Origin of the sequence: Kitasatospora sp. NPDC048545, assembly GCF_040651155.1 — a bacterium.
In the GTDB taxonomy this organism is placed as follows: Bacteria; Actinomycetota; Actinomycetes; order Streptomycetales; family Streptomycetaceae; genus Kitasatospora.
Map to the genome: position 1 here is coordinate 13,614 of NZ_JBEZIQ010000013.1, position 26,887 is coordinate 40,500.

At 73.4% G+C, this 26,887-nt stretch carries 23 protein-coding genes and 1 riboswitch; of the genes, 17 read left to right on the top strand and 6 right to left on the bottom strand.

Features of this window, described 5'->3' with window-relative positions:
* Positions 1-83: 83 nt before the first annotated feature.
* From AB0D10_RS14855 to AB0D10_RS14890, 8 genes are all read left to right on the top strand, one after another.
* Positions 84-1,004, top strand: coding sequence for a TetR family transcriptional regulator (locus AB0D10_RS14855; RefSeq protein ID WP_360255706.1), 921 nt, complete (start codon positions 84-86; stop codon positions 1,002-1,004).
* A 379-nt stretch (positions 1,005-1,383) separates the two neighbouring features.
* Complete coding sequence (ccrA, locus tag AB0D10_RS14860) at positions 1,384-2,721, top strand: crotonyl-CoA carboxylase/reductase (protein WP_360255708.1); 1,338 nt, start codon at positions 1,384-1,386, stop codon at positions 2,719-2,721.
* 10 nt (positions 2,722-2,731) lie between these two features.
* On the top strand, positions 2,732-4,762 hold the full coding sequence (locus AB0D10_RS14865) for a protein meaA (RefSeq protein WP_360255710.1): 2,031 nt from the start codon (positions 2,732-2,734) through the stop codon (positions 4,760-4,762).
* A gap of 43 nt (positions 4,763-4,805) precedes the next feature.
* Positions 4,806-5,768 (top strand): CoA ester lyase, encoded by a 963-nt coding sequence (locus tag AB0D10_RS14870; RefSeq protein WP_360255712.1) that lies wholly within the window; start codon positions 4,806-4,808, stop codon positions 5,766-5,768.
* An 11-nt stretch (positions 5,769-5,779) separates the two neighbouring features.
* A complete protein-coding gene (locus tag AB0D10_RS14875) occupies positions 5,780-6,283 on the top strand; it encodes a MaoC family dehydratase (RefSeq protein ID WP_360255714.1) in 504 nt (167 codons plus the stop codon).
* A 146-nt stretch (positions 6,284-6,429) separates the two neighbouring features.
* Entirely contained in the window at positions 6,430-7,632 is a 1,203-nt protein-coding gene (locus tag AB0D10_RS14880) for an acyl-CoA dehydrogenase family protein (RefSeq protein ID WP_360255716.1), read from the top strand.
* Between the two features lie 489 nt (positions 7,633-8,121).
* A complete protein-coding gene (locus AB0D10_RS14885) occupies positions 8,122-8,814 on the top strand; it encodes a phosphatidylserine decarboxylase (RefSeq protein WP_360255719.1) in 693 nt (230 codons plus the stop codon).
* A gap of 40 nt (positions 8,815-8,854) precedes the next feature.
* On the top strand, positions 8,855-9,679 hold the full coding sequence (locus AB0D10_RS14890) for a CDP-alcohol phosphatidyltransferase family protein (RefSeq protein WP_360256005.1): 825 nt from the start codon (positions 8,855-8,857) through the stop codon (positions 9,677-9,679).
* A gap of 118 nt (positions 9,680-9,797) precedes the next feature.
* On the opposite strand, the gene AB0D10_RS14895 is transcribed toward AB0D10_RS14890, so the two are convergent.
* The 3 genes from AB0D10_RS14895 to AB0D10_RS14905 all read right to left on the bottom strand — a co-directional run bounded on the left by AB0D10_RS14895 (position 9,798) and on the right by AB0D10_RS14905 (position 13,701).
* Positions 9,798-11,123: a hypothetical protein gene (locus AB0D10_RS14895; RefSeq protein ID WP_360255721.1), complete on the bottom strand. Its 1,326-nt coding sequence runs from the start codon at positions 11,121-11,123 to the stop codon at positions 9,798-9,800.
* Positions 11,124-11,712: 589 nt separating this feature from the next.
* Positions 11,713-12,825, bottom strand: coding sequence for a prolyl oligopeptidase family serine peptidase (locus AB0D10_RS14900; RefSeq protein WP_360255723.1), 1,113 nt, complete (start codon positions 12,823-12,825; stop codon positions 11,713-11,715).
* A gap of 192 nt (positions 12,826-13,017) precedes the next feature.
* Complete coding sequence (locus AB0D10_RS14905) at positions 13,018-13,701, bottom strand: XRE family transcriptional regulator (protein ID WP_360255724.1); 684 nt, start codon at positions 13,699-13,701, stop codon at positions 13,018-13,020.
* 195 nt (positions 13,702-13,896) lie between these two features.
* Positions 13,897-14,031, top strand: a riboswitch (cobalamin riboswitch).
* Positions 14,032-14,243: 212 nt separating this feature from the next.
* Here AB0D10_RS14905 and AB0D10_RS14910 point away from each other — a divergent pair.
* The 6 genes from AB0D10_RS14910 to cpt are packed head-to-tail and all read left to right on the top strand — an operon-like array spanning position 14,244 to position 21,471.
* The gene (locus tag AB0D10_RS14910; protein WP_360255727.1) at positions 14,244-15,257 is read left to right on the top strand and encodes a cobalamin biosynthesis protein; all 1,014 of its coding nucleotides are present in this window, start codon (positions 14,244-14,246) and stop codon (positions 15,255-15,257) included.
* Complete coding sequence (locus AB0D10_RS14915; RefSeq protein WP_360255729.1) at positions 15,254-16,768, top strand: cobyric acid synthase; 1,515 nt, start codon at positions 15,254-15,256, stop codon at positions 16,766-16,768. Before AB0D10_RS14910 ends, AB0D10_RS14915 begins: the two co-directional genes overlap by 4 nt.
* Positions 16,769-16,814: 46 nt before the next feature.
* On the top strand, positions 16,815-18,935 hold the full coding sequence (locus tag AB0D10_RS14920) for a putative cobaltochelatase (protein ID WP_360255731.1): 2,121 nt from the start codon (positions 16,815-16,817) through the stop codon (positions 18,933-18,935).
* 3 nt (positions 18,936-18,938) lie between these two features.
* Positions 18,939-19,544: a cob(I)yrinic acid a,c-diamide adenosyltransferase gene (gene cobO / locus AB0D10_RS14925; protein ID WP_360255733.1), complete on the top strand. Its 606-nt coding sequence runs from the start codon at positions 18,939-18,941 to the stop codon at positions 19,542-19,544.
* 4 nt (positions 19,545-19,548) lie between these two features.
* The gene (locus AB0D10_RS14930; RefSeq protein WP_360255736.1) at positions 19,549-20,919 is read left to right on the top strand and encodes a cobyrinate a,c-diamide synthase; all 1,371 of its coding nucleotides are present in this window, start codon (positions 19,549-19,551) and stop codon (positions 20,917-20,919) included.
* Between the two features lie 9 nt (positions 20,920-20,928).
* Positions 20,929-21,471 carry a chloramphenicol phosphotransferase CPT gene (gene cpt / locus AB0D10_RS14935; RefSeq protein WP_360255738.1) on the top strand — a complete coding sequence of 181 codons (543 nt, stop codon included), beginning with the start codon at positions 20,929-20,931 and terminating at the stop codon, positions 21,469-21,471.
* 217 nt (positions 21,472-21,688) lie between these two features.
* On the opposite strand, the gene AB0D10_RS14940 is transcribed toward cpt, so the two are convergent.
* Together AB0D10_RS14940 and AB0D10_RS14945 are read right to left on the bottom strand one after the other, a co-directional pair.
* Positions 21,689-22,201 (bottom strand): hypothetical protein, encoded by a 513-nt coding sequence (locus AB0D10_RS14940; RefSeq protein WP_360255741.1) that lies wholly within the window; start codon positions 22,199-22,201, stop codon positions 21,689-21,691.
* A gap of 146 nt (positions 22,202-22,347) precedes the next feature.
* Positions 22,348-22,860 (bottom strand): MarR family transcriptional regulator, encoded by a 513-nt coding sequence (locus AB0D10_RS14945; protein ID WP_360255743.1) that lies wholly within the window; start codon positions 22,858-22,860, stop codon positions 22,348-22,350.
* A gap of 136 nt (positions 22,861-22,996) precedes the next feature.
* On the opposite strand from AB0D10_RS14945, the gene AB0D10_RS14950 reads away from it, so the two are divergent.
* The 3 genes from AB0D10_RS14950 (at position 22,997) to AB0D10_RS14960 (ending at position 25,856) form a co-directional block, all read left to right on the top strand.
* Entirely contained in the window at positions 22,997-23,929 is a 933-nt protein-coding gene (locus AB0D10_RS14950; RefSeq protein WP_360255745.1) for an EamA family transporter, read from the top strand.
* 131 nt (positions 23,930-24,060) lie between these two features.
* Positions 24,061-24,873 (top strand): serine hydrolase, encoded by an 813-nt coding sequence (locus AB0D10_RS14955; protein WP_360255747.1) that lies wholly within the window; start codon positions 24,061-24,063, stop codon positions 24,871-24,873.
* Positions 24,874-24,896: 23 nt separating this feature from the next.
* Positions 24,897-25,856, top strand: coding sequence for a hypothetical protein (locus AB0D10_RS14960; RefSeq protein ID WP_360255749.1), 960 nt, complete (start codon positions 24,897-24,899; stop codon positions 25,854-25,856).
* Positions 25,857-25,880: 24 nt separating this feature from the next.
* Here the strand turns inward: AB0D10_RS14960 and AB0D10_RS14965 are convergent, their stop codons facing one another.
* Entirely contained in the window at positions 25,881-26,843 is a 963-nt protein-coding gene (locus tag AB0D10_RS14965; protein WP_360255751.1) for a hypothetical protein, read from the bottom strand.
* Between the last annotated feature and the right edge of the window lie 44 nt (positions 26,844-26,887).

Genomic DNA, 26,887 nt, shown 5'->3' on the forward strand with positions numbered 1-26,887 from the left:
GGCCGGCCGTGACCGGCCCGGTCGCGCCGGTGCGCCGGGGAAGGCCCGCGGCCGCGCCCCCGGGGGCGTGTAGCGTTCCGGACATGGATCGGGTTCAGTCAGCCTCCCCGCAGCACCCCGCCGGTTCGCACGGCACCGACCGGACGGCCCCCTCGACCGGGGGCACCGGACCGGAGAGTGGTCCGGGCAACCGCCGGGCGGCCGCGCAGCGCCAGCAGATGCGCCAGGACCTGGCCACGGCCGCGATGGAGCTGTTCGCCTCGCAGGGCTACGAGGAGACCACGGTCGACCAGATCGCGGCCGCCGCCGGGGTGGCCCGGCGCACCTTCTTCCGGTACTTCCGGTCGAAGGAGGAGGCGATCTTCCCGGACCACGACGACACCCTCGTCCGGGTGGCCGACCTGCTGGCCAGCGCCGAGCCGGAGGAGCACCCGCTGGACGTGGTCTGCCGCGGCATCAAGGAGGTGCTGCGGATGTACGCCTCCACCCCGGGGGTGTCGGTCGCGCGGTACCAGCTGATCCGTCAGGTCCCCGCGTTGCGGGAGCGGGAGATCGCGGTGGTGGCCCGCTACGAGCGGCTGTTCACCCGGTACCTGCTGGGCCGGTTCGACACCGGCGAGTCCATCCCGTCCGGGTGGCAGCGCGGCGGCGAGGACGACTCGATGCTGGCCGAGGTGTCGGCGGCGGCGGTCGTCGCGGCGCACAACCACGTGCTGCGGCGCTGGCTGCGGGCCGGCGGCCGGGGGGACGTGGAGGCGCAGCTGGACCACTCCTTCGAGGTGATCCGGCGGACCTTCTGGGCCGCCAGCGCCCCGGGTGCCAGACGCCGGGGATCTGTGGTGGCACCCGGTGCCAGTGGGACGCCTGACGACCTCCTGGCCGAGAGCGCACTGAGTGCCAGCCCCGGAGGTGAGGTACTCATCACAGTCGCCCGGACGGACGCCCCGCTGGATGTCGTCGTGGACAGCATCCGGGCCGCCCTGAGCAGTGCGGGCAAGCCATAGGCCCAGCATTTACGCAGGTCAGAGCGGCATCAAAGGCCCGCGCCGATTCGTCGGCGCGGGCCTTTTGCTTGCCTGCGCAACGCGCGTCACGCGCCGTTTCGGCCCGTTTCGGACCGTCGGAATTCCTGACACCCGGTGTCTTTACGAGTGGCACAGGGTGCCACTACCTTGTTACTCACCAGTCGCGGCGCCGCGGCTCCCCACCTCGGCGCGCCGCCGTCCGGTGTTCCCACACCCCGGGAGCAGTGCCAGCACGGCCCGGTCCACCCCGGGCGCCCAGCCTGACCCACCCACCACCCATCTCAGCGAAGCCGGTGTCCGCTCCCGGCTCCCCCAGACGCCCTGTGACCCTCACACAGGTACGCCTTCGGAGGCAGCCATGCAGGAAATCCTCGACGCGATCCTCAGCACCGACAGCACGTCGGCCGACTTCGCGGCGATCAAGCTCCCCGAGTCCTACCGAGCGGTGACGCTCCACAAGGACGAGGAGCAGATGTTCGCGGGCCTCGACAGCCGCGACAAGGACCCCCGCAAGTCCCTTCACCTCGACGAGGTCGCCCTGCCCGAACTGGGCCCCGGCGAGGCCCTGGTGGCCGTCATGGCCAGCTCGGTGAACTACAACACCGTGTGGAGCTCGATCTTCGAGCCGGTCTCCACCTTCGGCTTCCTGGAGCGCTACGGCCGGCTGTCGCCGCTCACCAAGCGCCACGACCTGCCGTACCACGTCCTGGGCTCGGACCTCGCGGGCGTGGTGCTGCGCACCGGCGTCGGCGTCAACTCCTGGAAGCCCGGCGACGAGGTCGTCGCGCACTGCCTCTCGGTCGAGCTGGAGTCCCCGGACGGCCACAACGACACGATGATGGACCCGGAGCAGCGCATCTGGGGCTTCGAGACCAACTTCGGCGGCCTGGCCCAGATCGCACTGGTGAAGACCAACCAGCTGCTGCCCAAGCCGAAGCACCTCACCTGGGAGGAGGCCGCCTCCCCCGGTCTGGTCAACTCCACCGCCTACCGCCAGCTCGTCTCGCGCAACGGCGCCGGCATGAAGCAGGGCGACAACGTGCTGATCTGGGGCGCCAGCGGCGGCCTCGGCTCGTACGCCACCCAGTACGCCCTGGCCGGCGGCGCCACCCCGATCTGCGTGGTCTCCAACGACCAGAAGGCCGACATCTGCCGCGCCATGGGCGCCGAGGCGATCATCGACCGCTCCGCCGAGGGCTACCGGTTCTGGAAGGACGAGAACAACCAGGACCCGCGCGAGTGGAAGCGCCTCGGCGCCAAGATCCGCGAGTTCACCGGCGGCGAGGACGTGGACATCGTCTTCGAGCACCCGGGCCGCGAGACCTTCGGCGCCTCGGTGTACGTCACCCGCAAGGGCGGCACCATCGTCACCTGCGCCTCCACCTCCGGCTACATGCACCAGTACGACAACCGCTACCTGTGGATGTCGCTCAAGCGCATCGTCGGCTCGCACTTCGCCAACTACCGCGAGGCCTTCGAGGCCAACCGCCTGATCGCCAAGGGCAAGATCCACCCGACCCTGTCCAAGGTCTACTCCCTGGAGGAGACCGGCCAGGCCGCCCTCGACGTGCACCACAACAAGCACCAGGGCAAGGTCGGCGTGCTCTGCCTGGCCCCCGAGGAGGGCCTCGGCGTGCGCGACCGGGAGCTGCGCGAGAAGCACCTGCCCGCCATCAACCGCTTCCGGAACGTGTGAGACGGATCCGATGACCGAGCCCCAGAAGCGCGACCGGCCCTGGCTGATGCGCACCTACGCCGGCCACTCCACCGCGAGCGACTCCAACGCGCTCTACCGGCGGAACCTGGCGAAGGGCCAGACCGGCCTGTCGGTCGCCTTCGACCTGCCGACCCAGACCGGCTACGACTCCGACCACATCCTCGCCCGCGGCGAGGTGGGCCGGGTCGGCGTCCCGGTCGGACACGTCGGCGACATGCGCACCCTGTTCGAGGGCATCCCGCTCGAACAGACCAACACCTCCATGACGATCAACGCCACCGCGATGTGGCTGCTGGCGCTCTACCAGGTGGTCGCCGAGGAGCAGGGCGCCGACATCGCCAAGCTCACCGGCACCACCCAGAACGACATCGTCAAGGAGTACCTGTCGCGCGGGACGCACGTCTTCCCGCCCGGCCCGTCGGTACGCCTGATCACCGACATGATCGCCTACACGGTCGGCAACATCCCCAAGTGGAACCCGATCAACATCTGCAGCTACCACCTGCAGGAGGCCGGGGCCACGCCCGTCCAGGAGATCGCGTACGCGATGTGCACCGCCATCTCGGTGCTCGACGCGGTCCGCGACTCCGGACAGGTGCCCGCCGAGCGGATGGGCGACGTGGTCGCCCGGATCTCCTTCTTCGTGAACGCCGGCGTGCGCTTCGTCGAGGAGATGTGCAAGATGCGCGCCTTCGCCCGGCTCTGGGAGAAGGTCACCCTGGAGCGCTACGGCGTGACGGACCCCAAGCAGCGCCGCTTCCGCTACGGCGTCCAGGTCAACTCCCTCGGTCTGACCGAGGCCCAGCCGGAGAACAACGTCCAGCGGATCGTCCTGGAGATGCTGGCCGTCACCCTCTCCAAGGACGCCCGTGCGCGGGCCGTCCAGCTGCCCGCCTGGAACGAGGCGCTCGGCCTGCCCCGCCCGTGGGACCAGCAGTGGTCGCTGCGGATCCAGCAGGTGCTGGCGTACGAGTCGGACCTGCTGGAGTACGGCGACATCTTCAACGGCTCCGAGGTGATCGAGACCAAGACCGCCGCGCTGCTTGCCGGCGCGGAGGCCGAGATCGCCAAGGTGCTTGAGATGGGCGGGGTCATCCCGGCCGTCGAGTCCGGCTACCTGAAGTCCAACCTGGTCTCCTCGCACGCCGCCCGCCGGGCCCGGATCGAGTCCGGCGAGGACAAGATCGTCGGGGTGAACTGCTTCGACACCACCGAGCCGAGCCCGCTCACCGCCGACCTCGACACCGCGATCATGGTGGTCGACCCGGCCTCCGAGCGGTCCGTCCTCGCCGCCCTGGAGGACTGGCGCGGACAGCGCGACGAGGCCGCCGCCCAGGAGGCGCTGGCCGAGCTCAAGACCGTCGCCGCCACCGGGGCCAACCTGATGCCGGCCACGCTCGCCTGCGCCCGGGCCGGTGTCACCACCGGCGAGTGGTCCTTCGCCCTGCGCGAGGTCTTCGGCGAGTACCGCGCCCCCACCGGCGTCGGCGGCGCACCCGTCGCGGTCGTCGCCGAGCCGGGCGGGGAGCTGGAGCAGGTCCGCGCCGCGGTCGCCGCGACCGCCGAGGAACTGGGCGCCGGCAAGCTGCGCCTGCTGGTCGGCAAGCCCGGCCTGGACGGGCACTCCAACGGCGCCGAGCAGATCGCCGTCCGGGCCCGCGACGCCGGGTTCGAGGTGGTCTACCAGGGCATCCGGCTGACCCCGGAGCAGATCGTCTCGGCGGCCGTCGCCGAGGACGTCCACTGCGTGGGCCTGTCGATCCTCTCCGGCGCGCACTGCGAGCTGGTTCCGGACGTCCTCAAGCGCCTGGACCGCGCCGGGGTGCAGGATGTCCCGGTGATCGTGGGTGGCATCATCCCGGCAGCGGACGGCGAGGCCCTCAAGGCCGCCGGCGTCGCCGCCGTGTTCACCCCGAAGGACTTCGGCATCACGACCATCATCGGCCGGATCGTGGACGAGATCCGGCTGGCCAACAAGCTCCAGCCGTGGTCGCCCGCACCGACCGCGGCCACGAACTGACCAGCTGACCAGCTGACCACTGGGAAGGAACCGAACCACCCTCATGACTACCCCGAACCGCCTGCGCCCGCGCCGCTCCTGCCTCGCCGTACCGGGCAGCAACCCGCGCTTCCTGGAGAAGGCCCAGGGCCTGCCGGCCGACCAGGTCTTCCTCGACCTGGAGGACGCCTGCGCCCCGCTGGTCAAGGAGAGCGCCCGCCACACCATCGTCGACGCCCTCAACAACGGCGACTGGGGCAACAAGACCAAGGTCGTCCGGGTCAACGACTGGACCACCCACTGGACCTACCGCGACGTGATCACCGTGGTCGAGGGCGCCGGCCCCAACCTCGACTGCATCATGCTGCCGAAGGTCCAGGACGCGGAGCAGGTCAAGGCCCTCGACCTGCTGCTCACCCAGATCGAGAAGACCATGGGCTTCGAGGTCGGCAAGATCGGCATCGAGGCGCAGATCGAGAACGCCAAGGGCCTGATCAACGTCGACGCCATCGCCGAGGCCTCGCCCCGGCTGGAGACCATCATCTTCGGCCCCGCCGACTTCATGGCCTCCATCAACATGAAGTCGCTGGTCGTCGGCGAGCAGCCGGCCGGCTACCCGGCCGACGCCTACCACTACATCCTGATGCGCATCCTGATGGCCGCCCGCGCCAACGACCTGCAGGCGATCGACGGCCCGTACCTGCAGATCCGCAACCAGGAGGGCTACCGCGAGGTCGCCGGCCGCTCCGCCGCCCTCGGCTTCGACGGCAAGTGGGTGCTCCACCCCGACCAGGTCGCCGCCGCGAACGAGATCTACTCGCCCGCGCAGGAGGACTACGACCACGCCGAGCTGATCCTCGACGCGTACGACTACTGCACCTCCGAGGCGGGCGGCGCCAAGGGCTCCGCGATGCTCGGCGACGAGATGATCGACGAGGCCAGCCGCAAGATGGCCCTGGTCATCGCCGGCAAGGGCCGGGCCGCGGGCATGGAGCGCACCACCAAGTTCGAGATCCCGGAAAGCTGAGGGCCTGAGCCATGCAGTTCGGACGCACCTACGAGGAGTTCGAGGTCGGGGCGGTCTACAAGCACTGGCCCGGCAAGACGGTCACCGAGTACGACGACCACCTCTTCTGCCTGCTCACCATGAACCACCACCCGCTCCACATGGACACCAACTATGCGGAGAAGACGACGGACTTCGGCAGGAACGTCGTGGTGGGCAACTACGTCTACTCGCTGCTGCTCGGCATGTCCGTCCCGGACGTCTCCGGCAAGGCGATCGCCAACCTGGAGATCGAGTCGCTGCGCCACGTCGCGCCGACCTTCCACGGCGACACCGTCTACGGCGAGACCACGGTCCTCGACAAGTGGCCGTCCAAGTCCAAGGACGACCGCGGCATCGTCTACGTCGAGACCAAGGGGTACAAGCAGGACGGCACGGTCGTCTGCATCTTCCGCCGCAAGGTGATGGTGCCGACCGAGACGTACACCGAGGCGCGCGGCGGCGAGCAGCCCGGCCGCCCGACCCCGCTCGCGTAACCCACCCCTCCACCCGGAGACCCCGGAGGGGCAGGCCGCCGTCATCGGCCGACCCCCACCCGGTAACGGGGGCCCTGCTGCCACGCCGGCAGGGCCCCCGCAATCCCCCCCCCCCCCGCCCTCTTAGACCTTTCCGGAGCCGCACGATGGGACGCCTCGCACAGACCGACGGCCTCACCGAGATCCAGCGGGACATCCTCGCCACCGTGCGGGATTTCGTCGACAAGGAGATCATTCCGGTCGCGACCGAGCTGGAGCACAAGGACGAGTACCCGACCGCCATCGTCGAGGGCATGAAGCAGCTCGGCCTCTTCGGGCTCACCATCCCCGAGGAGTTCGGCGGGCTCGGCGAGTCGCTGCTCACCTACGCCCTGGTGGTCGAGGAGATCGCCCGCGGCTGGATGTCGGTCTCCGGCATCGTCAACACCCACTTCATCGTGGCGCACATGATCAACGCCCACGGCACCCAGGAGCAGAAGGACTACTTCCTGCCGAAGATGGCCGCCGGCGAGATCCGCGGCGCCTTCTCGATGTCCGAGCCCGGCCTCGGCTCCGACGTTTCGGCCATCTCCACCAAGGGCGTCAAGGACGGCGATTTCTACGTCCTCAACGGCCAGAAGATGTGGCTCACCAACGGCGGCACCTCCACCCTCGTCGCGGTCCTCTGCAAGACCGACGAGGGCGGCAGCTCCCCGTACAAGAACATGACCACCTTCCTGATCGAGAAGGAGGCCGGTTTCGGCCCGAACCCCAAGGTTCCCGGCCTGACCGTGCCCGGCAAGATCGAGAAGATGGGCTACAAGGGCGTCGACACCACCGAGCTGGTGCTGCAGGACGTCCGGATCCCGGCCGACCGGATCCTCGGCGGCGTCCCGGGCCGCGGCTTCTACCAGATGATGGACGGCGTCGAGGTCGGCCGGGTCAACGTGGCCGCCCGCGGCTGCGGCGTCGCCCGCCGCGCCTTCGAGCTGGGCATCTCCTACGCCCAGCAGCGCTCCACCTTCGGCAAGAAGATCGCCGAGCACCAGGCCATCCAGTTCAAGCTCGCCGAGATGGCCACCAAGGTCGAGGCCGCCCACCAGATGATGGTCATGGCCGCCCGCAAGAAGGACGGCGGCGAGCGCAACGACCTTGAGGCCGGCATGGCCAAGTACCTCGCCTCCGAGTACTGCAAGGAGGTCGTCGAGGACGCCTTCCGCATCCACGGCGGCTACGGCTTCTCCAAGGAGTACGAGATCGAGCGCCTCTACCGCGAGGCCCCGATGCTGCTCATCGGTGAAGGTACTGCGGAGATCCAGAAGATGATCGTCGGACGCCGGCTCCTGGAGGAGTACCGGATCGCCGAGTGATCCCCGGGCCTCCGGCCGGCGGACCGCGCCGCCCGGAGGCCCCCTCGAACCGCCGGTCGACGGGCGTGCGGGCCCGTCCCGGCGGAGCGCCGTGCCCCGTCACGGGCCCGGCCTGGTCCGCCTGGGTCCGGCACGGCCCTCCGGAAGCGGCCGCAGGGCGTACAGCTGCGACGACACGCCCTGCGGTCGCTTCCGCGCACCCGCTTCCGGCCGCCACGGCCGTTTCCCCCGCGGGGTTCCGTCGGCGAACCCGTTGAGACAAGTCTCACCAGCCCTGTCAGGTCCCTTGGGAACCGGACCGGGGCGAGCTACGGTCGTAGAGGTGGGACGCGCACACGCGCTCCCACCGGACACATGAACGAGCAGGCGGGTTGCCCACCCACCGTGTGCTCCCGATAGCATCCACCGGGACAGCAAGCCGTCCCTCTATTACCGATCCCGCGGTGGCCCCCGTCCAGCGGCCATGTTCCCCCGCGACAAAGGTCTTCGATGCCCATCAGCCCGTCCCCTCACAACTCCGTCACGGACCGCGATGCCCTCGCACCCACGACGGCCGGTCGGCGACCCCGCGTGACCATCGCGCGCGGAGCCACCCCCTGGTTCGTCCCCACTCTCGCCACGGCCGCCGTGACCACCGCCCTCACCCGGCGCAGCGGCAAGTGGGCCCTGGCGGCGGTACCCGCCTGTGCGCTCAGCGCGGGCATGCTGTGGTTCTTCCGCGACCCCGAGCGTGAGGTCGGCACCGGCAGAGTGATCTCCCCCGCCGACGGCGTGGTGCAGAGCATCGACGCCTGGCCGGACGGCCGCACCCGGGTCGCGATCTTCATGAGCCCGCTCAACGTCCACGTCAACCGCGCGCCCCTGCCGGGCACGGTGACGTCGGTCGAGCACGTCGCGGGCGGCTTCGTCCCCGCGTTCAACAAGGACAGCGACCAGAACGAGCGGGTCGTCTGGCACTTCGACACCGAGCTCGGCGACATCGAGATGGTCCAGATCGCGGGGGCCGTGGCCCGCCGCATCGTGCCGTACGTGGCCGCCGGAACCAAGGTCGAGCAGGGCGACCGGATCGGTCTGATCCGGTTCGGGTCCCGGGTCGACACCTACCTGCCGGCCGGCGTCGAGGTCGGCGTCGAGGTCGGCCAGAAGACCACAGCCGGGGTGACGCGCCTTGACCGTGACTGATCCTGAGACAATCGTCGGCCTGGACGACGAGGAGACGGCCCTGCGCCGCCGCCGCTGGGCGCGCGACCGCGAGTTGCGCGCCCCGCGCTCTCCCCAGCACCTGTCCACCGCCGACTTCCTGACCCTGGGGAATGCCGTCTGCGGCTTCCTGGCGATCTACTCGATCACCACCGGGGTCCTCGTCCCGCACATCACCAACCCGGACGCCGCTCCGGACCGGCACAGCGCCGCCACCGCGGTGACGCTGCTGCTGATCGGCTCGATGTGCGACCTCTTCGACGGCCTGGTGGCGCGCAAGCTGCGCTCCTCCGCCCTCGGAGCGGAACTGGACAACCTGGCCGACCTGATCAGCTTCGGCATCGCGCCGGCCTACTTCGTCGCGGTCTGGGGCATGGTCTCCCAGGGCTCCAACAGCAAGCTCTCGGCGCTCATCGCGATCACCGTGCTGCTCGCGGTCGTCCTGCGGCTGGCCCGCTTCTCGGCCGTGAAGATGCGACCCGGGGTGTTCCAGGGCATGCCCTGCCCGATGGGCGCGATGACGGTCATCGCCATCGTGCTGCTCGACCCGCCGTTCCTGCCCGGCCTGCTCGCCATCATGGGCGCCGCGTACCTGATGGTCAGCCGGATCGAGTACCCGAAGCCGCAGGGGCTGCTGGCCACCGCCACGCTCTGCTGGATCGTGGTCTCCATCGGCTGCCTGGCGGCCTGGGCCACCGGCCTGCCCGGCGGCGACGCGCTCATGCACGTCGGCGCCTTCGCCCAGATCACCCTCGCGGCCATGGCGCCGCTGCTGGTCATCCGCCGCAAGGTGGGCCAGAAGGTCGGCGACGTCCGCGCCCGGCGGGCGGAGTCGCGGCTCGGCTGAGACCGCTCGTCCGTCTCCGTGACGAAGGGCCCGGAACCGATCGGTTCCGGGCCCTTCGTCATGTGCCGTTCCTGAGGTCCCCGGGTGGCCGCGCGTTGTTCCGGCGGCCGGGGGGCGGCTACGCGCCGCCGGTGTGGACGCTGAAGGCCGAGCGCCGGGCCGCCCGGGCCACGGCCGGGTCCGGGTGCACGCTCGACACCGCCGTCAGCACCGAGGCCGCACGCGGGTGCCCGGACTGCCGGGCCCGGGCGAACAGCCGCACCGGGTCGCCCGCCGAGGCGCCCTCCACGTGGCCCACCAGCAGCTCCGTCTCGCCGTGGTCCAGCACCGCCGCCGCCGTGTCCACCCAGAGCCAGGCCGCGTCGTCCGCGCCCAGCACGTCCGCCGGGGAGACCCCCTCGTCCGCGCGCTCGGCCAGCCACAGCAGCGCGTACGGGCGCAGCACCGGCTCGTCCACCGCGGCCCGGACCGCCTGCTCGGCCGGTCCGCCGGCCACCCGCAGCGCCTCGAAGGCCAGCCCGCGCACCAGCGCGTCGTCGCCCTGCGCCGCGTCCAGCAACTCGGCCACCGCCCGGTCCGCCGGACGGGCCGCGACCCAGGCGCGGTACTCGGCGCGGGCCGGGCCCGGCGAGTAGTCGGCGCAGGCGTTCAGCAGCTCGAAGGCGCTCTGCTCGATGTGCCCGGCCGCGGTCTGGGCGACCGTGCAGATCTCCTCCAGCTTCGCCCGCACCGCCCAGTGGCCGAGCGGCGACAGCTCGGCGGCGTCGTTGCTGCGCGTCAGGGCGCCCACGGCCGCCAGGCCGTCCAGCATCCAGTCCAGGACGGCGGCCACGTCCGACGGCGAGGCCGGGGTGTCGATCTGCGGCTCCCGGCAGGTGCCGCGGACCGCCGACACCGCCGAGGCGGCGTGCGGCACCGGCGACAGGCCGGGGCCGCCCGGGCCGCCACCGACCCGGCGCTCGTCCAGGCCGCGGCGCAGCAGCTCCAGCAGCTCGCTCTCGGCCACCGGGCCGTCCACCAGGTGCAGGAAGGAGAGCAGCTGCGGGGCCTGGTCCACGGCCTGCCCGGCCAGCACGGCGAACACCCCGCGCAGCGCGGCGGGCGGCACCGGGGCGAGCAGCGTCCAGGCGTCGAACAGCGCCGACCAGCCGCGCACCACGGCCTCGTCGTCGTGCTCCCAGGCGTGCAGGCGCCAGCCCGGGGCGGCCCCGGTCTCCCGGGCCTCCACCAGGCCCACCAGGAGCGCCTGGCCCCAGGCCTTGGAGGCGGCGCCGACCGTCATGGCCAGCGCCCGGCCGGCCGCGCGGGCGTCGTCCGGCAGCAGCTCGCCACGCTTGTCGACCTCCTCCAGCTCGCCGGCCCAGCGGGCGATCCGGACGGCGTCCACCAGCATCCGGCGGGCCAGCGGCGCCAGCTCGGCCGGCGCGGGGAAGCCCTCCGGCACGGGAACCCGGCCGCGCCCGGGCGCCGGAGCGGGCCCTCGTCGCCGGGGTACGCCGTTGCGGGGTACGGCCGCCCCGCTCGGCCTGCCACCGGCTGGCCGGTGGGCCGTACCGGGGAGACGGGTCACCGTCGCACCGGTACCGATCGGAGGCGGGAGCGGGGCATCACGGTCGCGCGGATTCCGAGACGTCACGTCGAGCAGTCTTCCCCTTGTACCGGCCTTCTGTCACATCCGGTTGTCCGTACGACCGGAGGAGCGGCGGCGGCACCTCCGCAAGATCGGGCAACAGAGGCAAACCGCCTGGCCGGAAACGTGTGGCCTGCCCATGCCAGGTGAGCCGCGCCGGTCGCTGCTCCCGTTCGAGTGACTACGGAACGTGAGGGACCGACCGACCGGTCGGGGAAAATGTGTGCCCCTGGCTGGACGTCCGCCGCCGACGGCACCACCGGCGCCGTCGGCGTCCGGCGGGACTGTCCAGCCCGGATCCGGACGGATGACGGGCGGGCCGGGCCGATCCCGGCGAGCAGGAAGTCGACCGGTCCGACTTCCCGCTCCCGGCCGGGCCCGGGCCCGGGCCCGCGGCGGGCCGTCAGAGGAGAGGGGTCAGCCAGCGGCGGAGGAGTTCCGTGTACCGGTCGGGGTCGGAGTTCCAGAGGGTGCCGTGGTCGGCGCCGGGGAAGGGCTGGAGGCCGACCACGTCCGGGCGGGCGGCGGCGAGGCGTTCGGCGCTGCGGAACGGGGACACCCGGTCGGCGGGGCTGTGCAGGACGAGCGTGGGGACGCGCAGGTCGGCGCCATCCGCGATGCGGGAGAAGTCGGCGAGGTCGACGCCGGTGCGGCCCTCGGCGGCGAGGGCCCCGAGCCCGGCGGCGGCGCCCCGGAAGCCCAGGCGCTCGGCGTCCCGGCGGGCGGTCGCCGACAGGTCGAGCACCGGCGAGTCGAGGATCAGGCCGCTGATGGCGTGCGCCCAGGCCGAACGGGCCGCGGTCTGCAGGACCATCGTCGCGCCGACGGACCAGCCGAAGAGGATCACCCGGCCCGCGCCGCTGTCGAGCGCCAGCCGTACCGCCGCCTCGACGTCGCGCCACTCGGTCTCGCCGAAGTGGCTGTACCCGTCCGGCGAGGCGGGCGCGCCGACGTCGCCGCGGCAGGTGACGGCGAGGGCGGGCAGCCCGAGGCGGTCCAGGACGGGCAGCACCGGCAGGGTCTGCTGGCGGTCTACCTCCGGGCCGTGCACCAGGATCACCCAGGTGCCGCGCTTGCCGTCGAGGTGCCAGGCGGGGAGCGGGCCGAGCTCGCCGTCCGCGGTGGTCTCCGTGTAGGCGAGGCCGAGGGCCCGCATCGGGTCGCCGAGGTGGACGCGGGGCGTGAAGCGGACCTCGGTGCCGGGGACGAGGGTGCCCCGGTCCGCGCGGACCAGCCGCCGGGTGACGCCCGCCCCGTCGCTGTGCAGGACCTCCTCGACCACCGCGTGCCCGTCGTCGCCCCACTCCACGGCCCACCGGCCGGGCTGCCGGCTCTCGGGGCTGCCGGTGAAGGTGATCCGCCCGGTGCCGAGGCTCCGGACGAGGACCGGCCCGGACTCCTGAACGGTGGTCACCGGGCGGACCATCCGCTCGGAGGCCCGGCGGCCGACCACCAGCACGGCAGCGCCGGCTCCGACGGCGGCGGCCGCCACGACGGCGGCGGTTCCCCAGCGCATATCGTTCCCCGCTCTGTTGCTCTCGCTGTTGCTCTCGGGCCGGACGGTGCTCGTACACCAGTCCACCGGGGCCCCGCCCGCCCGGCCACCGGGCTGGGCCGTCCGGGTCACTCGGGCACGGGCCGGAGCGGGGCGGGGAGTCAGCGGGTCAGGGGGTTCCAGAGGGGCCGGGGCTCCCAGAGAGGCCGGAAGTCAGAGCGCGTCGACGTCGAGGAGGCGCCAGAAGCGGGACGTGAGGGTGTCGATGGCGGGGGGCGGCGCGGGGCGGGTGCCGGCGCCCCAGTGGGAGGGGACGTGGTGCTCCTGGTGGAGGGCCTCGACGGCGTCGGCCAGGGTCTCGGCGGGAGCCGGGACGATGCGGGCGAGGGCGCGCAGGTGGGGCTGCCAGCGGCCGGTGACGCACTGGCGGAGCAGGTGGTCGAGGGCCTCCTCGCGGCCGGTGGCCCGGACGAGGTCGGGCAGGCCCAGGCCGAGGACCTCGGCGAGGGACCGGGTCTGCTCCTCGTCGCCGTCCCAGTGACCGGTCAGTTCGGCCTCCCGGTAGGCGTCGAGGGTGGTGCCGGTGCGGTCCGCGACGACGGCCTGGCCGAGTTCGCGGGCCAGCCGGTGGTCCCGCAGCCGGACCGGGCGGCCGTCCATCAGCTGGGCGGCCCGGCACCACAGGGCGCGGGCGAGGGCGATGAACTCGCCCTCACCGGGACGCAGCTCGCCGCTCTCCCAGGCGAGGACGTGGGCGGGCAGCAGCCGGACGCCGTGCGCGGCCATGCCCTCGGCGACCTGCTCGGGGGTCAGGCCGAGGCCGGCCCGGTGGGCGCGGGCGGCCGAGGGCGAGAACGGCACCGGGGGCGGGGCCGCGGGGGGCTTTCTGCGACGCATGCCACCGAACGGTAGGGGCGGACCAGGGCGCGGCCCCAGCACCCGAACGCACGAAGCGACCGGTCCCGGGGGCCCGACGCGCTGGGCGATCCCACAGGCTGTCAGCCGGTGTCCCGTGTGACCAACCCCTCCGTGACCTCGGTTGACTCCCGGTTCGGCCGCGTGATGGGATCCTGGGGCCAATCGGAGGCATGGAGAGGAAGCCGGTGCGAGTCCGGCGCGGTCCCGCCACTGTCACCGGGGAGCACGCTCGGAATCATCGCCACGGCGGGCCGTCAGAAGCCGCTGGAAGGCCCCGGGGGTGCGTCCGACCCGGAAGCCAGGAGACTCTCGCCCCCGCTACGTCGATCCAGGGCGCGGACCCTGAGTGAGGACACGCACGCGATGCAGGCTGCCCCGCCCCGCCGCACTCCGAGCTGCCGTCCCGGGCACGGCCTTCCGGCGCACGGCCTTCACGCGACCGGCCTTCCGGCGCAGGGCGTTCACGCGACCGGCCTCGCCGCGCGCGCTCTTCCGATACCCGGCCTTCCGACGTGCAGCCGATGACCCGCCGCCCCCTGACCGGCCGTCCGCTCGCCCGCGCCGCCCTGTTCGCCCTGGGCGCCGTCGCGGGCTACGCCGCCGACGCCCGCTACGGCGACCCGCGCCGGGGCCACCCGGTGGCCGTGTTCGGCAGTGCCGCGACCCGGCTGGAGCGGCGCCTGTGGCGCGACGACCGGGCCGCCGGGGTTGGATACACGGCGCTGTGCGTGGGCGCGGTCGCGGCGGGCGCGCTCGCCCTGGACCGTACGGTGGGCCGGCGCCCGACGGGCCGGGCGGCCCTCGCGGCGGCCGCCACCTGGACGGTGCTCGGCGGCACCTCGCTGACCCGGGAGGCCCGCGCCATCGGCCGCTCGCTGAAGGCCGGCGACCTGCGGGCCGCACGGGAACGGCTGCCGCACCTGTGCGGACGGGACCCGAGCGCGCTCGACGAGCAGCAGATCGCCCGCGCGGTGGTCGAGTCGGTGGCCGAGAACACCGCCGACGCGGTGGTGAACGCGCTGACCTGGGGCGCCCTCGCAGGCACGCCCGGGCTGCTGGCCTTCCGGGCGGTGAACACCCTGGACGCCATGGTGGGCCACCGCTCGCCGCGGCACGCCCGGTTCGGCTGGGCCTCGGCCCGGCTGGACGACGTGGCCGGCTGGCCGGGCGCCCGGCTGACCGCGCTGCTGACGGTGGCCGCCGCCCCGCAGCCCCGGACGGCCTGGCAGGTCTGGCGCCGCGACGGCTCCGCGCACCCGAGCCCGAACGCGGGCCAGGCCGAGTCGGCGTTCGCCGGCGCGGTGGGCGTCCGGCTGGGCGGCACGCTGCAGTACCGCATGGGGGTCTCCCCGGCCGAAGGCCGGGGGAGGGTGGAGCACCGGCCGGTGCTGGGCGCGGAGCTGCGCCCGGTGACGGTGGACGACATCGAGCGGGCCTGCGCGCTCTCGCGGCGGGTGGGCGCGCTGGCGCTGGGTACGACGGTCGCGGGGCACATCCTGCTGCGCGCGCTCCTGGGGAAGAGGGGAAGGGCATGACGAACGCGCTGCTGGTCGCGGGGACGACCTCGGACGCGGGCAAGAGCGTGGTGACGGCCGGCATCTGCCGCTGGCTGGCCCGCCAGGGCGTGCGGGTCGCGCCGTTCAAGGCGCAGAACATGTCGCTGAACTCCTTCGTCACCGCCGACGGTGCCGAGATCGGCCGCGCCCAGGCGATGCAGGCGCAGGCCGCCCGGGTGGAGCCGGAGGCGGCGATGAACCCGGTGCTGCTGAAGCCCGGCGCGGACGGCCGCAGCCAGGTGGTGCTGCTGGGCCGGCCGGTCGCCGAGGTCGGCGCGCTGGACTACCGCGAGCGCAAGCCCGTCCTGCTGGAACGCGCCCTGGAGTGCCTCGCCGATCTGCGCCGCCGCTACGAGGTGGTGGTCTGCGAAGGCGCCGGTTCGCCTGCCGAGATCAACCTGCGCGACCGCGACATCGCCAACATGGGCCTGGCGACGGCCGCCGGGCTGCCCGTGGTGGTGGTCGGGGACATCGACCGGGGCGGCGTGTTCGCGGCGATGTACGGGACACTGGCGCTGCTGTCGGCGGAGGACCAGCGGCACGTGGCCGGCTGGTTCGTCAACAAGTTCCGCGGCGACGCGCGGCTGCTGGCACCCGGGCTGGAGATGCTGCACGAGCTGACCGGCCGTCCGGTGCTGGGCACCCTGCCGATGCTGCCCGGCCTGTGGCTGGACGCCGAGGACTCGCTGGACCTGTCGACGGTGGTGGACCGGGTGGACGGGCGCGGCCCGCTCGGCGCGGACGTGCTGCGGGTCGCCGTGGTGCGCTTCCCCCGGCTGTCCAACTTCACCGACCTGGACGCGCTGGCGCAGGAGCCGGGCGTGCTGGTCCGCTGGGCGACCAGGCCGGAGGAACTGGCCGACGCCGATCTGGTGGTGCTGCCCGGCACCCGGGCCACCGTGGCGGACCTCGCCTGGCTGCGCGAGCGCGGCCTGGAGCCGGCGCTGAAGGCGCGGGCGGCGGCCGGACTGCCCGTCCTCGGGGTGTGCGGCGGCTACCAGATGCTGGCGCGCGGGATCGTCGACGAGGTGGAGTCCAAGGCGGGTGCCGTCGACGGGCTCGGCCTGCTGCCGACGCACGTGCGGTTCGGCGTCGAGAAGGTGCTGGCGCGGCCGGTCGGCGAGGCGTACGGGCACCGGGTCGAAGGCTACGAGATCCACCACGGCGTGGTCGCGGTCGAGGGGGGCGTCGCCTTCCTGGACGGCTGCCGGGTGGGCTCGGTCTGGGGCACGACCTGGCACGGCGCGCTGGAGAACGACGGCTTCCGCCGCGAACTCCTGCGCGAGGTCGCCGCGTTGGCGGGTCGGGCGTTCGTTCCGGCACCGGACACCTCCTTCGCCGCGGCGCGCGAGGCCCGGCTGGACCGGCTGGGCGACCTGATCGAGGAACACGCGGACACCGACGCGCTGTGGAAGCTGATCGAGGGCGGGGTACCGGCGGCCGGATCGCTGCCGTTCCTGGCGCCCGGGGCACCTGGGAGTGACGCATGAGCCGGGTACGACCGCAGAACCGGGCACGACAGGAGTGGGGTACGGCATGAGTGACGTCCGCTATCCGTTCACCGCGATCGTCGGCATGGCCGACCTGCGGCTCGGGCTGCTGCTGAACGCGGTCTCCCCCGCCGTGGGCGGCGTGCTGGTGCGCGGTGAGAAGGGCACCGCGAAGTCGACCATGGTGCGCGCGCTGGCCGGCCTGCTGCCGTCCATCGCCGCCGTGACCGGCTGCCGCTTCGCCTGCGACCCGTCCGCGCCCGACCCGCAGTGCCCGGACGGGCCGCACGCGGACGCCGGCAGTCACGAACGGCTCGCCCAGCTGGTCGAGTTGCCGGTCGGGGTGGCCGAGGACCGGATCGTCGGCTCGCTCGACCTGGAGCGCGCGCTGGCCGAGGGCGTCAAGGCGTACGAGCCCGGGCTGCTCGCCAAGGCGCACCGCGGCGTGCTCTACATCGACGAGGTGAACCTCCTCCAGGACCACGTGGTGGACCTGCTGCTGGACGCCGCCGCGATGGGCCGTTCGTACGTCGAGCGCGAGGGCGTGTCGGTGCGGCACGCGGCCCGGTTCCTGCTGGTCGGCACGATGAACCCGGAGGAGGGCGAGCTGCGGCCGCAGCTGCTCGACCGGTTCGGCCTGACCGTCGAGATCGCCGCCACCCGCGACCCGGCCGAGCGCGCCGACGTGGTCCGGCGCCGCCTCGCCTACGACGCGGACCCGGCCGGGTTCGCCGCGCGGTTCGCCGAGGAGGAGACGGCGCTCGCCGAACGCATCACCGCCGCACGGGAGCTGCTGCCCGAGGTCGCGCTGACCGATGTGGCGCTGCGTCAGATCACCGCCGTGTGCGCCGCGTTCGAGGTGGACGGCCTGCGCGCGGACATCGTGATGGCCCGCACGGCCGTCGCGCTCGCCGCCTGGGACGGTCGCACCGAGGTCCTGGAGGAGGACGTCCGCCAGGCCGCCCGGCTCGCGCTGCCGCACCGGCGCCGTCGCAACCCCTTCGACGCGCCGGGACTGGACGAGGAACAGTTGGACCGGACCCTGGAGGAACACTCCCAGGCGGACGACCCGGAGCCCGAGGACGACGGCCCGGGCCCGGATGGCGGACCGGACGACGGCCCGGGCCCCGAGGGCGGCCCGGACGGCGGCGGACCGGACGGCGGCGGGGCTCCCGAGCCGTCCGACGGCAGCGCCCCCGAGGCGTCGGACGCGCCGGAAGCGTCCTCGACGGACGGGAACGACCGGCCACAGCAGCCCGTACCGGCCCAACACCCCTCCCCCGCGCGGGAGTCGACGCCCGTCGCGGCCGGCGACCCGTACCGGACCAAGCTGTTCACCGTCCGCGGCACCGGCCACGGCGCCCAGGGCCGCCGATCCCCCGCCGAGACCACCGGCGGGCACACCGTCCGGGCCCGCCGCCCGCAGGGCGCGCTCGGCCGGCTGCACCTGACCGCGACCCTGCAGGCCGCCGCACCGCACCAGGTGGCGCGCGGGCGCAGCGGCCGGGCACTGGTACTGAAGAAGGACGACTTCCGCGAACAGGTCCGCCAGGGACGGGAGTCCAACCTGGTGCTGTTCGTGGTCGACGCCTCGGGGTCGATGGCCGCACGGCAGCGGATGACCGCCGTCAAGGGCGCCGTGCTGTCGCTGCTGATGGACGCCTACCAGCGCCGCGACAAGATCGGCATGATCACCTTCCGCGGCGCCGGCGCCGAGCTGGCACTGCCCCCCACCTCCTCCGTGGAGGTCGGCGCGGCCCGGCTGGAGTCCCTGCCCACCGGCGGCCGGACCCCATTGGCCGAAGGGCTGCTGCGCGCCCACGAGGTACTGCGGGTCGAACGGCTGCGCGACCCGAACCGCCGCCCGCTGCTGGTCGTGGTGACCGACGGCCGGGCCACCGGCGGGCGCGACGCGCTCGCCCGCTCGCACCGCGCGGCCGCCCTGTTCGCGGCGCAGGGCACGGCGAGCGTGGTGCTGGACTGCGAGTCCGGCCCGGTCCGGCTCGGCCTGGCCCGCACCCTGGCCGGGCAGCTCGGCGGCACCGCCGTCAGCCTGGACGAACTGCGCGCCGAGGGCGTGGCCTCGCTCGTCCGCGAGAACCGCGGGGACAACCGCCCCGCGACCGTCCGCGCCACCCGCGCGACCACCCTGCGAAAGGCGGCCTGACCCATGCCCAAGGGCGTCCCCGAGAGCGTTCCCGACGACGGCCTGACCACCCGCCAGCGCCGCACGCTGCCGATCACCGCCGTGCACACCGGCCCCGGCAAGGGCAAGTCCACCGCCGCGTTCGGCATGGCCCTGCGGGCCTGGAACCAGGGCTGGCCGGTCGGGGTGTTCCAGTTCGTGAAGTCCGCCAAGTGGAAGGTCGGCGAGGAGAACGCGCTGCGCGTGCTCGGCGCCTCCGGCGAGGGCGGCACCGTCGACTGGCACAAGATGGGATCCGGCTGGTCCTGGATCCAGCGCTCCGCCGAGCAGGAGATGTCCAGCGAGGAAGCCGCCAAGGAGGGCTGGGAGCAGGTCAAGCGCGACCTCGCCGCCGAGACCTACCGCTTCTACGTGCTCGACGAGTTCACCTACCCGATGCACTGGGGGTGGGTCGACCCGGACGAGGTGGTGGCCGTGCTCGCGGACCGCCCGGGCAGCCAGCACGTCGTCATCACCGGCCGGTACGCGCCCGAGGCACTGACCGGCTTCGCCGACCTGGTCACCGAGATGACCAAGGTGAAGCACCCCATGGACGCCGGCCGCAAGGGCCAGCGCGGCATCGAGTGGTAGACCGTTGAGCACCGTCCCCCGCCTCGTCGTCGCCGCGCCCTCCTCCGGCGCCGGCAAGACCACCGTCGCCACCGGCCTGATCGCGGCGCTCACCGCACGCGGACTGGAGGTGTCCCCGCACAAGGTCGGCCCGGACTACATCGACCCGGGCTACCACGCGCTCGCCGCCGGGCGCCCCGGCCGCAACCTGGACGCCTTCATGTGCGGCCCCGAACGGATCGCGCCGCTGTTTCTGCACGGCGCCGCCGGGGCCGACGTCGCGGTGGTCGAGGGCGTCATGGGCCTGTTCGACGGGGCCTCCGGGCGCGGGGAGCTGGCGTCCACCGCGCACGTCGCCAAGCTGCTGCGGGCGCCCGTGGTGCTGGTCGTCGACGGCTCCTCGCAGTCCCGCTCGGTGGCCGCGCTGGTGCACGGCTTCGCCTCCTGGGACCCACAGGTGCGGCTGGCCGGGGTGATCCTCAACCGGGTCGCCTCCGACCGCCACGAGCACCTGCTGCGCGAGGCCCTGGAGGAGGGCTCCGGAGTGCCGGTGCTGGGCGCGCTGCGCCGCTCGGCGGCGGTCGCGACGCCGTCCCGCCACCTCGGACTGATCCCGGCGGTGGAGCGCTCGGCGGCGGCGCTGAAGGCGGTCGCCGACATGGGCCAGCTGGTCGGCTCCTCCGTCGATCTGGACGCGCTGCTCGAACTCGCCCGCACGGCACCCCCGTTGGAGGCGGAACCGTGGGACCCGACGGCCGAGGTCGGCCCGGTCGCCGGGCGCCCGCGGATCGCGGTGGCGGGCGGCGCGGCATTCTCCTTCTCGTACGCCGAGAACGCCGAACTGCTCGGCGCGGCAGGGGCGGAGGTCGTCCCGTTCGACCCGCTGCACTCCACCGCGCTGCCGGAGCGGACCTCCGGACTGGTCATCGGCGGCGGCTTCCCGGAGCTGTACGTACGGGAGTTGAGCGGCAACACCGAACTGCGCTCGGCGATCGCCTCGTTCGCCGCCTCGGGCGGGCCGATCACCGCCGAATGCGCCGGACTGCTCTACCTCGGACGGGAGTTGGACGGCCTGCCGATGTGCGGAGTCCTCGACACCGACGCCCGGATGACCGAACGCCTCACCCTCGGCTACCGGGAGGCCGTCGCCCTGCACGACTCACCGCTCGCGGTGGCCGGCACCCGGGTGCGCGGACACGAGTTCCACCGGACGGTCTGCGAACCGGGCGCGGGCGAACACCCCGCGTGGGGCTGGCGCCTGCCCACCGGGCCGCGGACGGAGGGCTTCGCCGGCGGCAACGTGCACGCCTCCTACCTGCACCTGCACTGGGCGGGGGCACCGGCACTGGCGGAGTCCTTCGCCGCCGCGGCGGCGGCCCACCAGGGCACTCCGTAAGATGCGCGCATGCATGTGATCGTCCTCAACGGCGGCTCCAGCTCCGGCAAGTCGGGCATCGCCCGCCACCTCCAGGAGCTGCTGCCGCAGCCGTGGCTGCACCTCGGTGCGGACACCATGGTCGACGCGCTGCCGCCATCGCTGCGCGGCGGCGGCGAGGGCATCGGCGGCCTGGACGACGGGAACGGCACGGTCGACGTCGGACCGGTCTTCGCCGAACTGGACGCCGCCTGGACGGTCGGCGTCGCCGCGATGGCCCGGGCCGGCGCCCGGATCGTGGTGGACGAGGTGTTCCTCGGCACCACGGCCTCCCAGGCCCGCTGGCGGGCCGCACTGGACGGCCTGGACGTGCTCTGGGTCGGCGTGCGCTGCGACCCGGCGGTGGCCGCGGCCCGGGAGGCCGCGCGCGGCGACCGGGTGGCCGGGATGGCCGCCGCACAGGCCGAGGCAGTGCACGAGGGAGTCGTCTACGACCTGGTCGTGGACAGCACACGGGCCTCGGCGGCGGACTGCGCCGCGCTGATCGTCGAGCGGGTCCGGGCGCTCGGCTGAGCGCTCCTCGTCGGCGCGGCATCGCGGCACTGCGGCGCGGCACGGCGTGGCGCGGCGGAACTCGCCTCGGCCACAGGACCCTTGCCGTCCGGGGCGCGGGTCGAACCGCTCGGCGGGGACGCCGGCCCGTGCGGCGCCCCGTGCGGCGGCCCGGTGCGCGACGGGCACGACGTGCCGGTCGCGCACCACTGAGCGGTGGGCACGGCCGAGCGGCACGTCAGCTTCCGTCCCCGAAGGTCCCGCCGCCGAACGTCCCGCCCCCGTCGCAGGTGCCACCGTCACGGGTGCCTCCGACGGCGCCGCGCCGGGCGTCGGCGCGGTGGCAGGGGACGCAGCGCAGGCGGGTGTAGATCGTCACCGGGCCCATGAAGACGTCCTCCCGGCCGTCGGCCGGGGAGCCGGAGGCGGCGGGCGCGCCGCAGTCCAGGCAGGGGCGGTGCGGGCGGGCGGCGGTGGAGCAGTCCCGGCAGATCAGGTGGGTGGGGTCCTCGGCGTGGACGACGACGGGCTGGGGGCCGCCGTGCAGCAGGTGGTCGCACCAGGTGCAGGACTCGTCCTGCTGCGACGCCAGCATCCGGGCCCGGGTCTCGCGCTGCCAGCGGGCCGCCTGCTGCAACGGGACGGTCACCGGCGGGCCCCACCCGGCGGCGGCGAGCCACTGGGCGCCCTCCGCGCCGGCCGCCCGCAGCTGGTCGTCGACGGCGATGTCCCTGGGCGTCCTGTCCTTCATCGGGCCTCTCCTCCGGTGCGGCTCCACGGGTCCGCTGGTGCGGTTCCGCCGGGGTCAACGCGGGCCGGCGGCCACTGGACACGCCCTGCCCGCGGCCGGGGCAGGGCGGCCGGCCGGGCCCCGGCCCGGCCCGGCCGGCGGGACGCTCAGCCGAGGAGCGTCTCGGTGTCGCCGTGCGCGATGAGGAGCTTGCGCAGCAGGCCGTCGAGCCGGGCGCGCTCGTCGTCGTCGAGCGCGGCGAGGATGCGTTCCTCGTTGCGGACGTGGCCTTCCAGGGCGCCGTCGATCAGGTCCTTGCCGGCCGGGGTGAGGCGGACGAGGACGGCGCGGCGGTCGTCCGGGCAGGGGTTGCGCTCGACCAGGCCCTTGGCCACCAGCCGGTCGACCCGGTTGGTGATGGCGCCGGAGGTGACCATCGCGGACTTGAGGAGGGCGCGGGCGTTGAGCTCGTAGGGCTCCCCGGAGCGGCGCAGGGTGGCCAGGACGTCGAACTCGGAGGAATCGAGGCCGCAGGCGGTGAAGTACTCGCGCAGGGCGGTGTCGACCCGGACGTTGAGCCGCCGCAGCCGGCCGATCAGGGCCATGGGCTCCGGGTTCAGGTCGGGACGGGCCCTGGCCCACTGCTCGACGATGTCGTCGACGGTGTCGCGCTGCTGCATGGTCTGCCGCCTTCCTGGTTCCGCCTGCCGGGACCCTCGGGAAATATCTTAACCTTCAGATACTTGACGTTCACCTACTTCGGCGCGTAGAACTTATCTCAACGTTCAGATAATCAACGTTGAGGGGATGGTCGCCATGGACCGCAAGCGCGCAGGGATCGCCGCCACCGCCGCACTCGCCCCGGCCGCCTGGGGCACGACCTACCTGGTCACCACCCAGTTGCTGCCCGAAGGCCGCCCGCTGCTGCTCGCCGCACTGCGGGCACTGCCGGCCGGGGTGTTGCTGCTGCTGATCGGCCGCAAGCTGCCCAGGGGCCGCTGGTGGGGACGTGCAGCGGTGCTCGGGATGCTCAACATCGGGCTGTTCTTCCCGCTCATGTTCGTCGGCGCGTACCGGCTGCCCGGCGGCGTCGCCGCCACCATCGGGGCCATCCAGCCGCTGCTCGTCGCCGGATTCTCCATCGGCGTGCTCGGCGTCCGGCCCGGACGGCGAGCGCTGCTCGCCGGACTGGCCGGGGTCGGCGGCGTGGCACTCCTGGTGCTCAAGAGCGGGGCGAGTCTGGACGGCGTCGGGATCGCCGCGATGGTCGGTGGGATCTCGCTGATGGCCATGGGCACCGTCCTCACCCGCCGCTGGGGCCGCCCCGAGGGCGCCACCCTGCTCGACCTCACCGCCTGGCAGCTGCTCGCCGGCTCGGTCTTCCTGGTCCCGCTCGCGGCCCTGGTCGAGGGCGCCCCGCCGGCCCTCACCGCCACCAACCTGGCCGGCTTCGCCTACCTCGGCCTGTTCGGCACCGCCCTCGGCTACGTCCTCTGGTTCCGGGGCATCGCCCACCTCGGCGCCGGCCCGGCCTCGTTCCTCGGCCTGATCAACCCGGTCGTCGCCACGATCGGCGGCCTCGTCGTCCTCGGCCAGACCCTCACCCCCTGGCAGGTCCTCGGCCTCCTCGTCGCCCTCGGCGCCCTGGTCGCCGGCCAGGCCCCCGCCCGCCCCACCCCGGCAGCCCCGGTCCCTGCCCCGACAGCTGCGGCACCGACCCCCGCACCGGCCCCGGCCGGCACCCGCTGACCGGACCGATCCGAGCGCCTGCGGGTTCGAAACCCGCAGGCGCTCAGCTGTCTCCTGCCGAATTCCGGGTACGGGTCCCCCCGGCGGGAAGACAACCGTCAGTCCGACTCAACCGGCACAGGAGGAACGGGATGACCTCAACGGTCGACTCCGACGGGATGCACTCTGCCGTCACCGCGCAGATCGAGGGATTCGCCTCAGCCACGGGCGAGGGCGTGCGCAGCGTGCTCGTCAAAACACTGGACGGCCCCCGGCTCACCGCGACCCACCGGGCGGACCTCGTGCTGCCGGCCGCGAGCCTGGCGAAGATGATCCTCGGGGTCGCGCTCTTCGAGTCGGCCGAGCGTGGCGAGATCGATCCCGGAGCCCGCGTCCGGATCGACTCACTTCCCGGCACCATGTATCCGAGCGTGCTCCAGGCCTTCGACCCCGACTCGACCGTCAGCGTCCGCGAGTTGTGCGGCTTCGCCCTGGTGACCAGCGACAACCCCGCAGCCGAGCATGTCCGCACGATCCTGGGCCAGGAACGGATCGACACCACCATCAAGACCCTCGGGCTGCATTCCACCGCCTTCCCCGCAGGCTTCTCGGAACGCGAACTCGGGCCCCTCGGGCGAGCCAACACCACGACCGCCGAGGACATGCTGCGGCTAATCGAGTACGTCGACCGGGCACCGCACCTGGAACCGGTCCGCCGGTACCTGGTCAACTACCTCCGCAACGACAGGATTCCGTCTCGACTGGACGACGACGTTCCCGTCCGGCACAAGACCGGCAGCCTGCGCGGCATCGTGAACGACGCCGGCATCGTCCTTCATCCCGCCAGTCGGATCGCCATGGTCTTCCTGACGGATGGTCAGTCGGATAACGTCCGTACGGCGCAGGAGATCGGAGAGGTCTCCGAGCGGATCGTCCGGATCATCACGGCAGGGGCAGCGCTCTGACGCTGCCGGCAGGGGGCTGACACGTGGTTGCGTCCCACGAACGACAACTGCGCAAGGTGCTGGCGCTGGTCAACTCCCTCGCGCTGACCGTCGGCCTGGTGTGCGTCGTGACGGCGGCGCTCCTGACTCACCAGCAAGTGCTGGCCACCGTCCTCAGCCTCATCGGTGGCGCCTTCGTGTCGGCGGCTGCAGTCACCCTGGCCATCGGCTCCCTCACCGTTCGGGAGACCACACAGCAGGTGGACAGCGCCGTGCTCCGCGGCATGCAGGATGTCCTCAGCCCGGTGCGCGACCCGCTGTTCGCCGGAGCGTTGTCCGCCTACCGCTACGACTGCCTGATCTCACCCGCACCGCCAGGTGACACCCATCCCGACTACGTCTACCAGAGCTTCCGGATCTCGTACCGGATCGATGCGCTGCCCGGAACAGTGGCGATCGTCTGCCTCGCCTCCAATGATGACGCCAGCCTGGACGGCTTCACCGGACCCGAGTACCTGCTCCGATGGATGGTCGACGACAATCTGGACCCGGACGACCCCACGGTCTTCACCGTCGGCGCGGTACGCGTGGACAACCGTGACCTGGACCGCCGACCCGCCACGCACGAAACCGTCGTCGGCGGGCGGGCCAGGGTCGAACACTTCTCCGTCCCGCACGACGCCCAGGTGACCATGGGCCACTTGGTCGAGCTGAGCGTCACAGCACGCAAGTTCGTGGGCAACGACCGGCGGATCCGAGTGCAGGCCCAGGTCTTCCGCCACGTCACCGACGCCGAGTACCGGCTCACGGTCGACCCGGCTCTGAAGCCCACCCGCCTGAGCGTCAATGCCTCGGAGATCAGCGCGCTCGGGGCCGCTCATGGCGCCAGCGTCCGAACCACCTTCCCCGAGCCGTTCAACACCACGGCCGGGCTCATCCAGCTCCCGTTCCCCCTCCAGCCCGGGAGCGTCATGGCGTTCACCATCAACCGGGACGTGACCTGAGCCGCCACCCCGGGTCCCCGGGTGTCAGCCGGTGGCGCGGATGTAGATGTCGGCGGCGCCGGAGAGGCCGCCGGGGATGGCGGCCACGTAGATGCGGCGGGCGCTCGGGGCGTGGGTGGGCGTCGGGGTCGGGGTGGGCGCGGGCGTCGCCGTGGGGGCGAGGACCTCGGGCGCGCCGACGGGCGGCTCCCCGGGTGCGGGGGCGGACTGCGGTTCGGCCCCGGCCGTCGCCTCGGCATCGGTGTCGGTGTCGGGGTCGGGGGCGGGGTCGGGGTCGGGGTCGGGGTCGGGGTCGGCCTCCGGGTCGGGGGCGGCCTCGGGGGTCGGGGAGAGCGCGGTCGCGTCACCCCCGGGAGGAGCCGGGGCCGCCGGCGCCGGCTCCGAGGAGCAGTGCGGGGACGCGGACGGGACGGTGGCGGGATCGGCGGACGCGGCGGGAGGGGCGGGCTCGGCGGACGGGGAGCCGCTCGGCGCGGCCGGGGCCGGTGGGCCCTCGGGGAGTTCCGGGGCCTCGGCCGGCTCGTCGCCGCCGAGGGCGGCGACGAGGTCGGGCGGGAGGGGGGCGGCGGGGCCGGGCGTCGGGAGGTCGTAGGCGCTGAGGAAGTCCCCGATGCCGGGGGCCTTGCCGCCACCGAGGCGGTAGTGCAGGTAGGCGACGGGGGCGCCGTCGGAGGTGTGGGTGTAGACGGCGCCGACCGGGACGTAGTACCGGCCGACGCCGGGGTGCTGGTCGGCGTGGAGGCCGGCCAGGCGTTCGGCGCGGTCGCGGTCGGTCTCGTGGCCGGTGCGGCCGACGGTGAGCGCGTTGACGCCGCGCACCACGAGGGCGGCGGCGACGGACACGCACAGGACCAGCCCGACGGCGACGGTGCGCCGCAGGACCGGACGGCCGTGCAGGGCGGGCCAGGAGTCCGTCACCATGCGCTCGGGCGGGATGCCGTCCACGGTTGCTCGCTCCCCCTCGATCAGGACGTTCGATCCGGACATTCGATCAGGACGTCACACTGTGCTCGACGTGGGACCGTATCCGA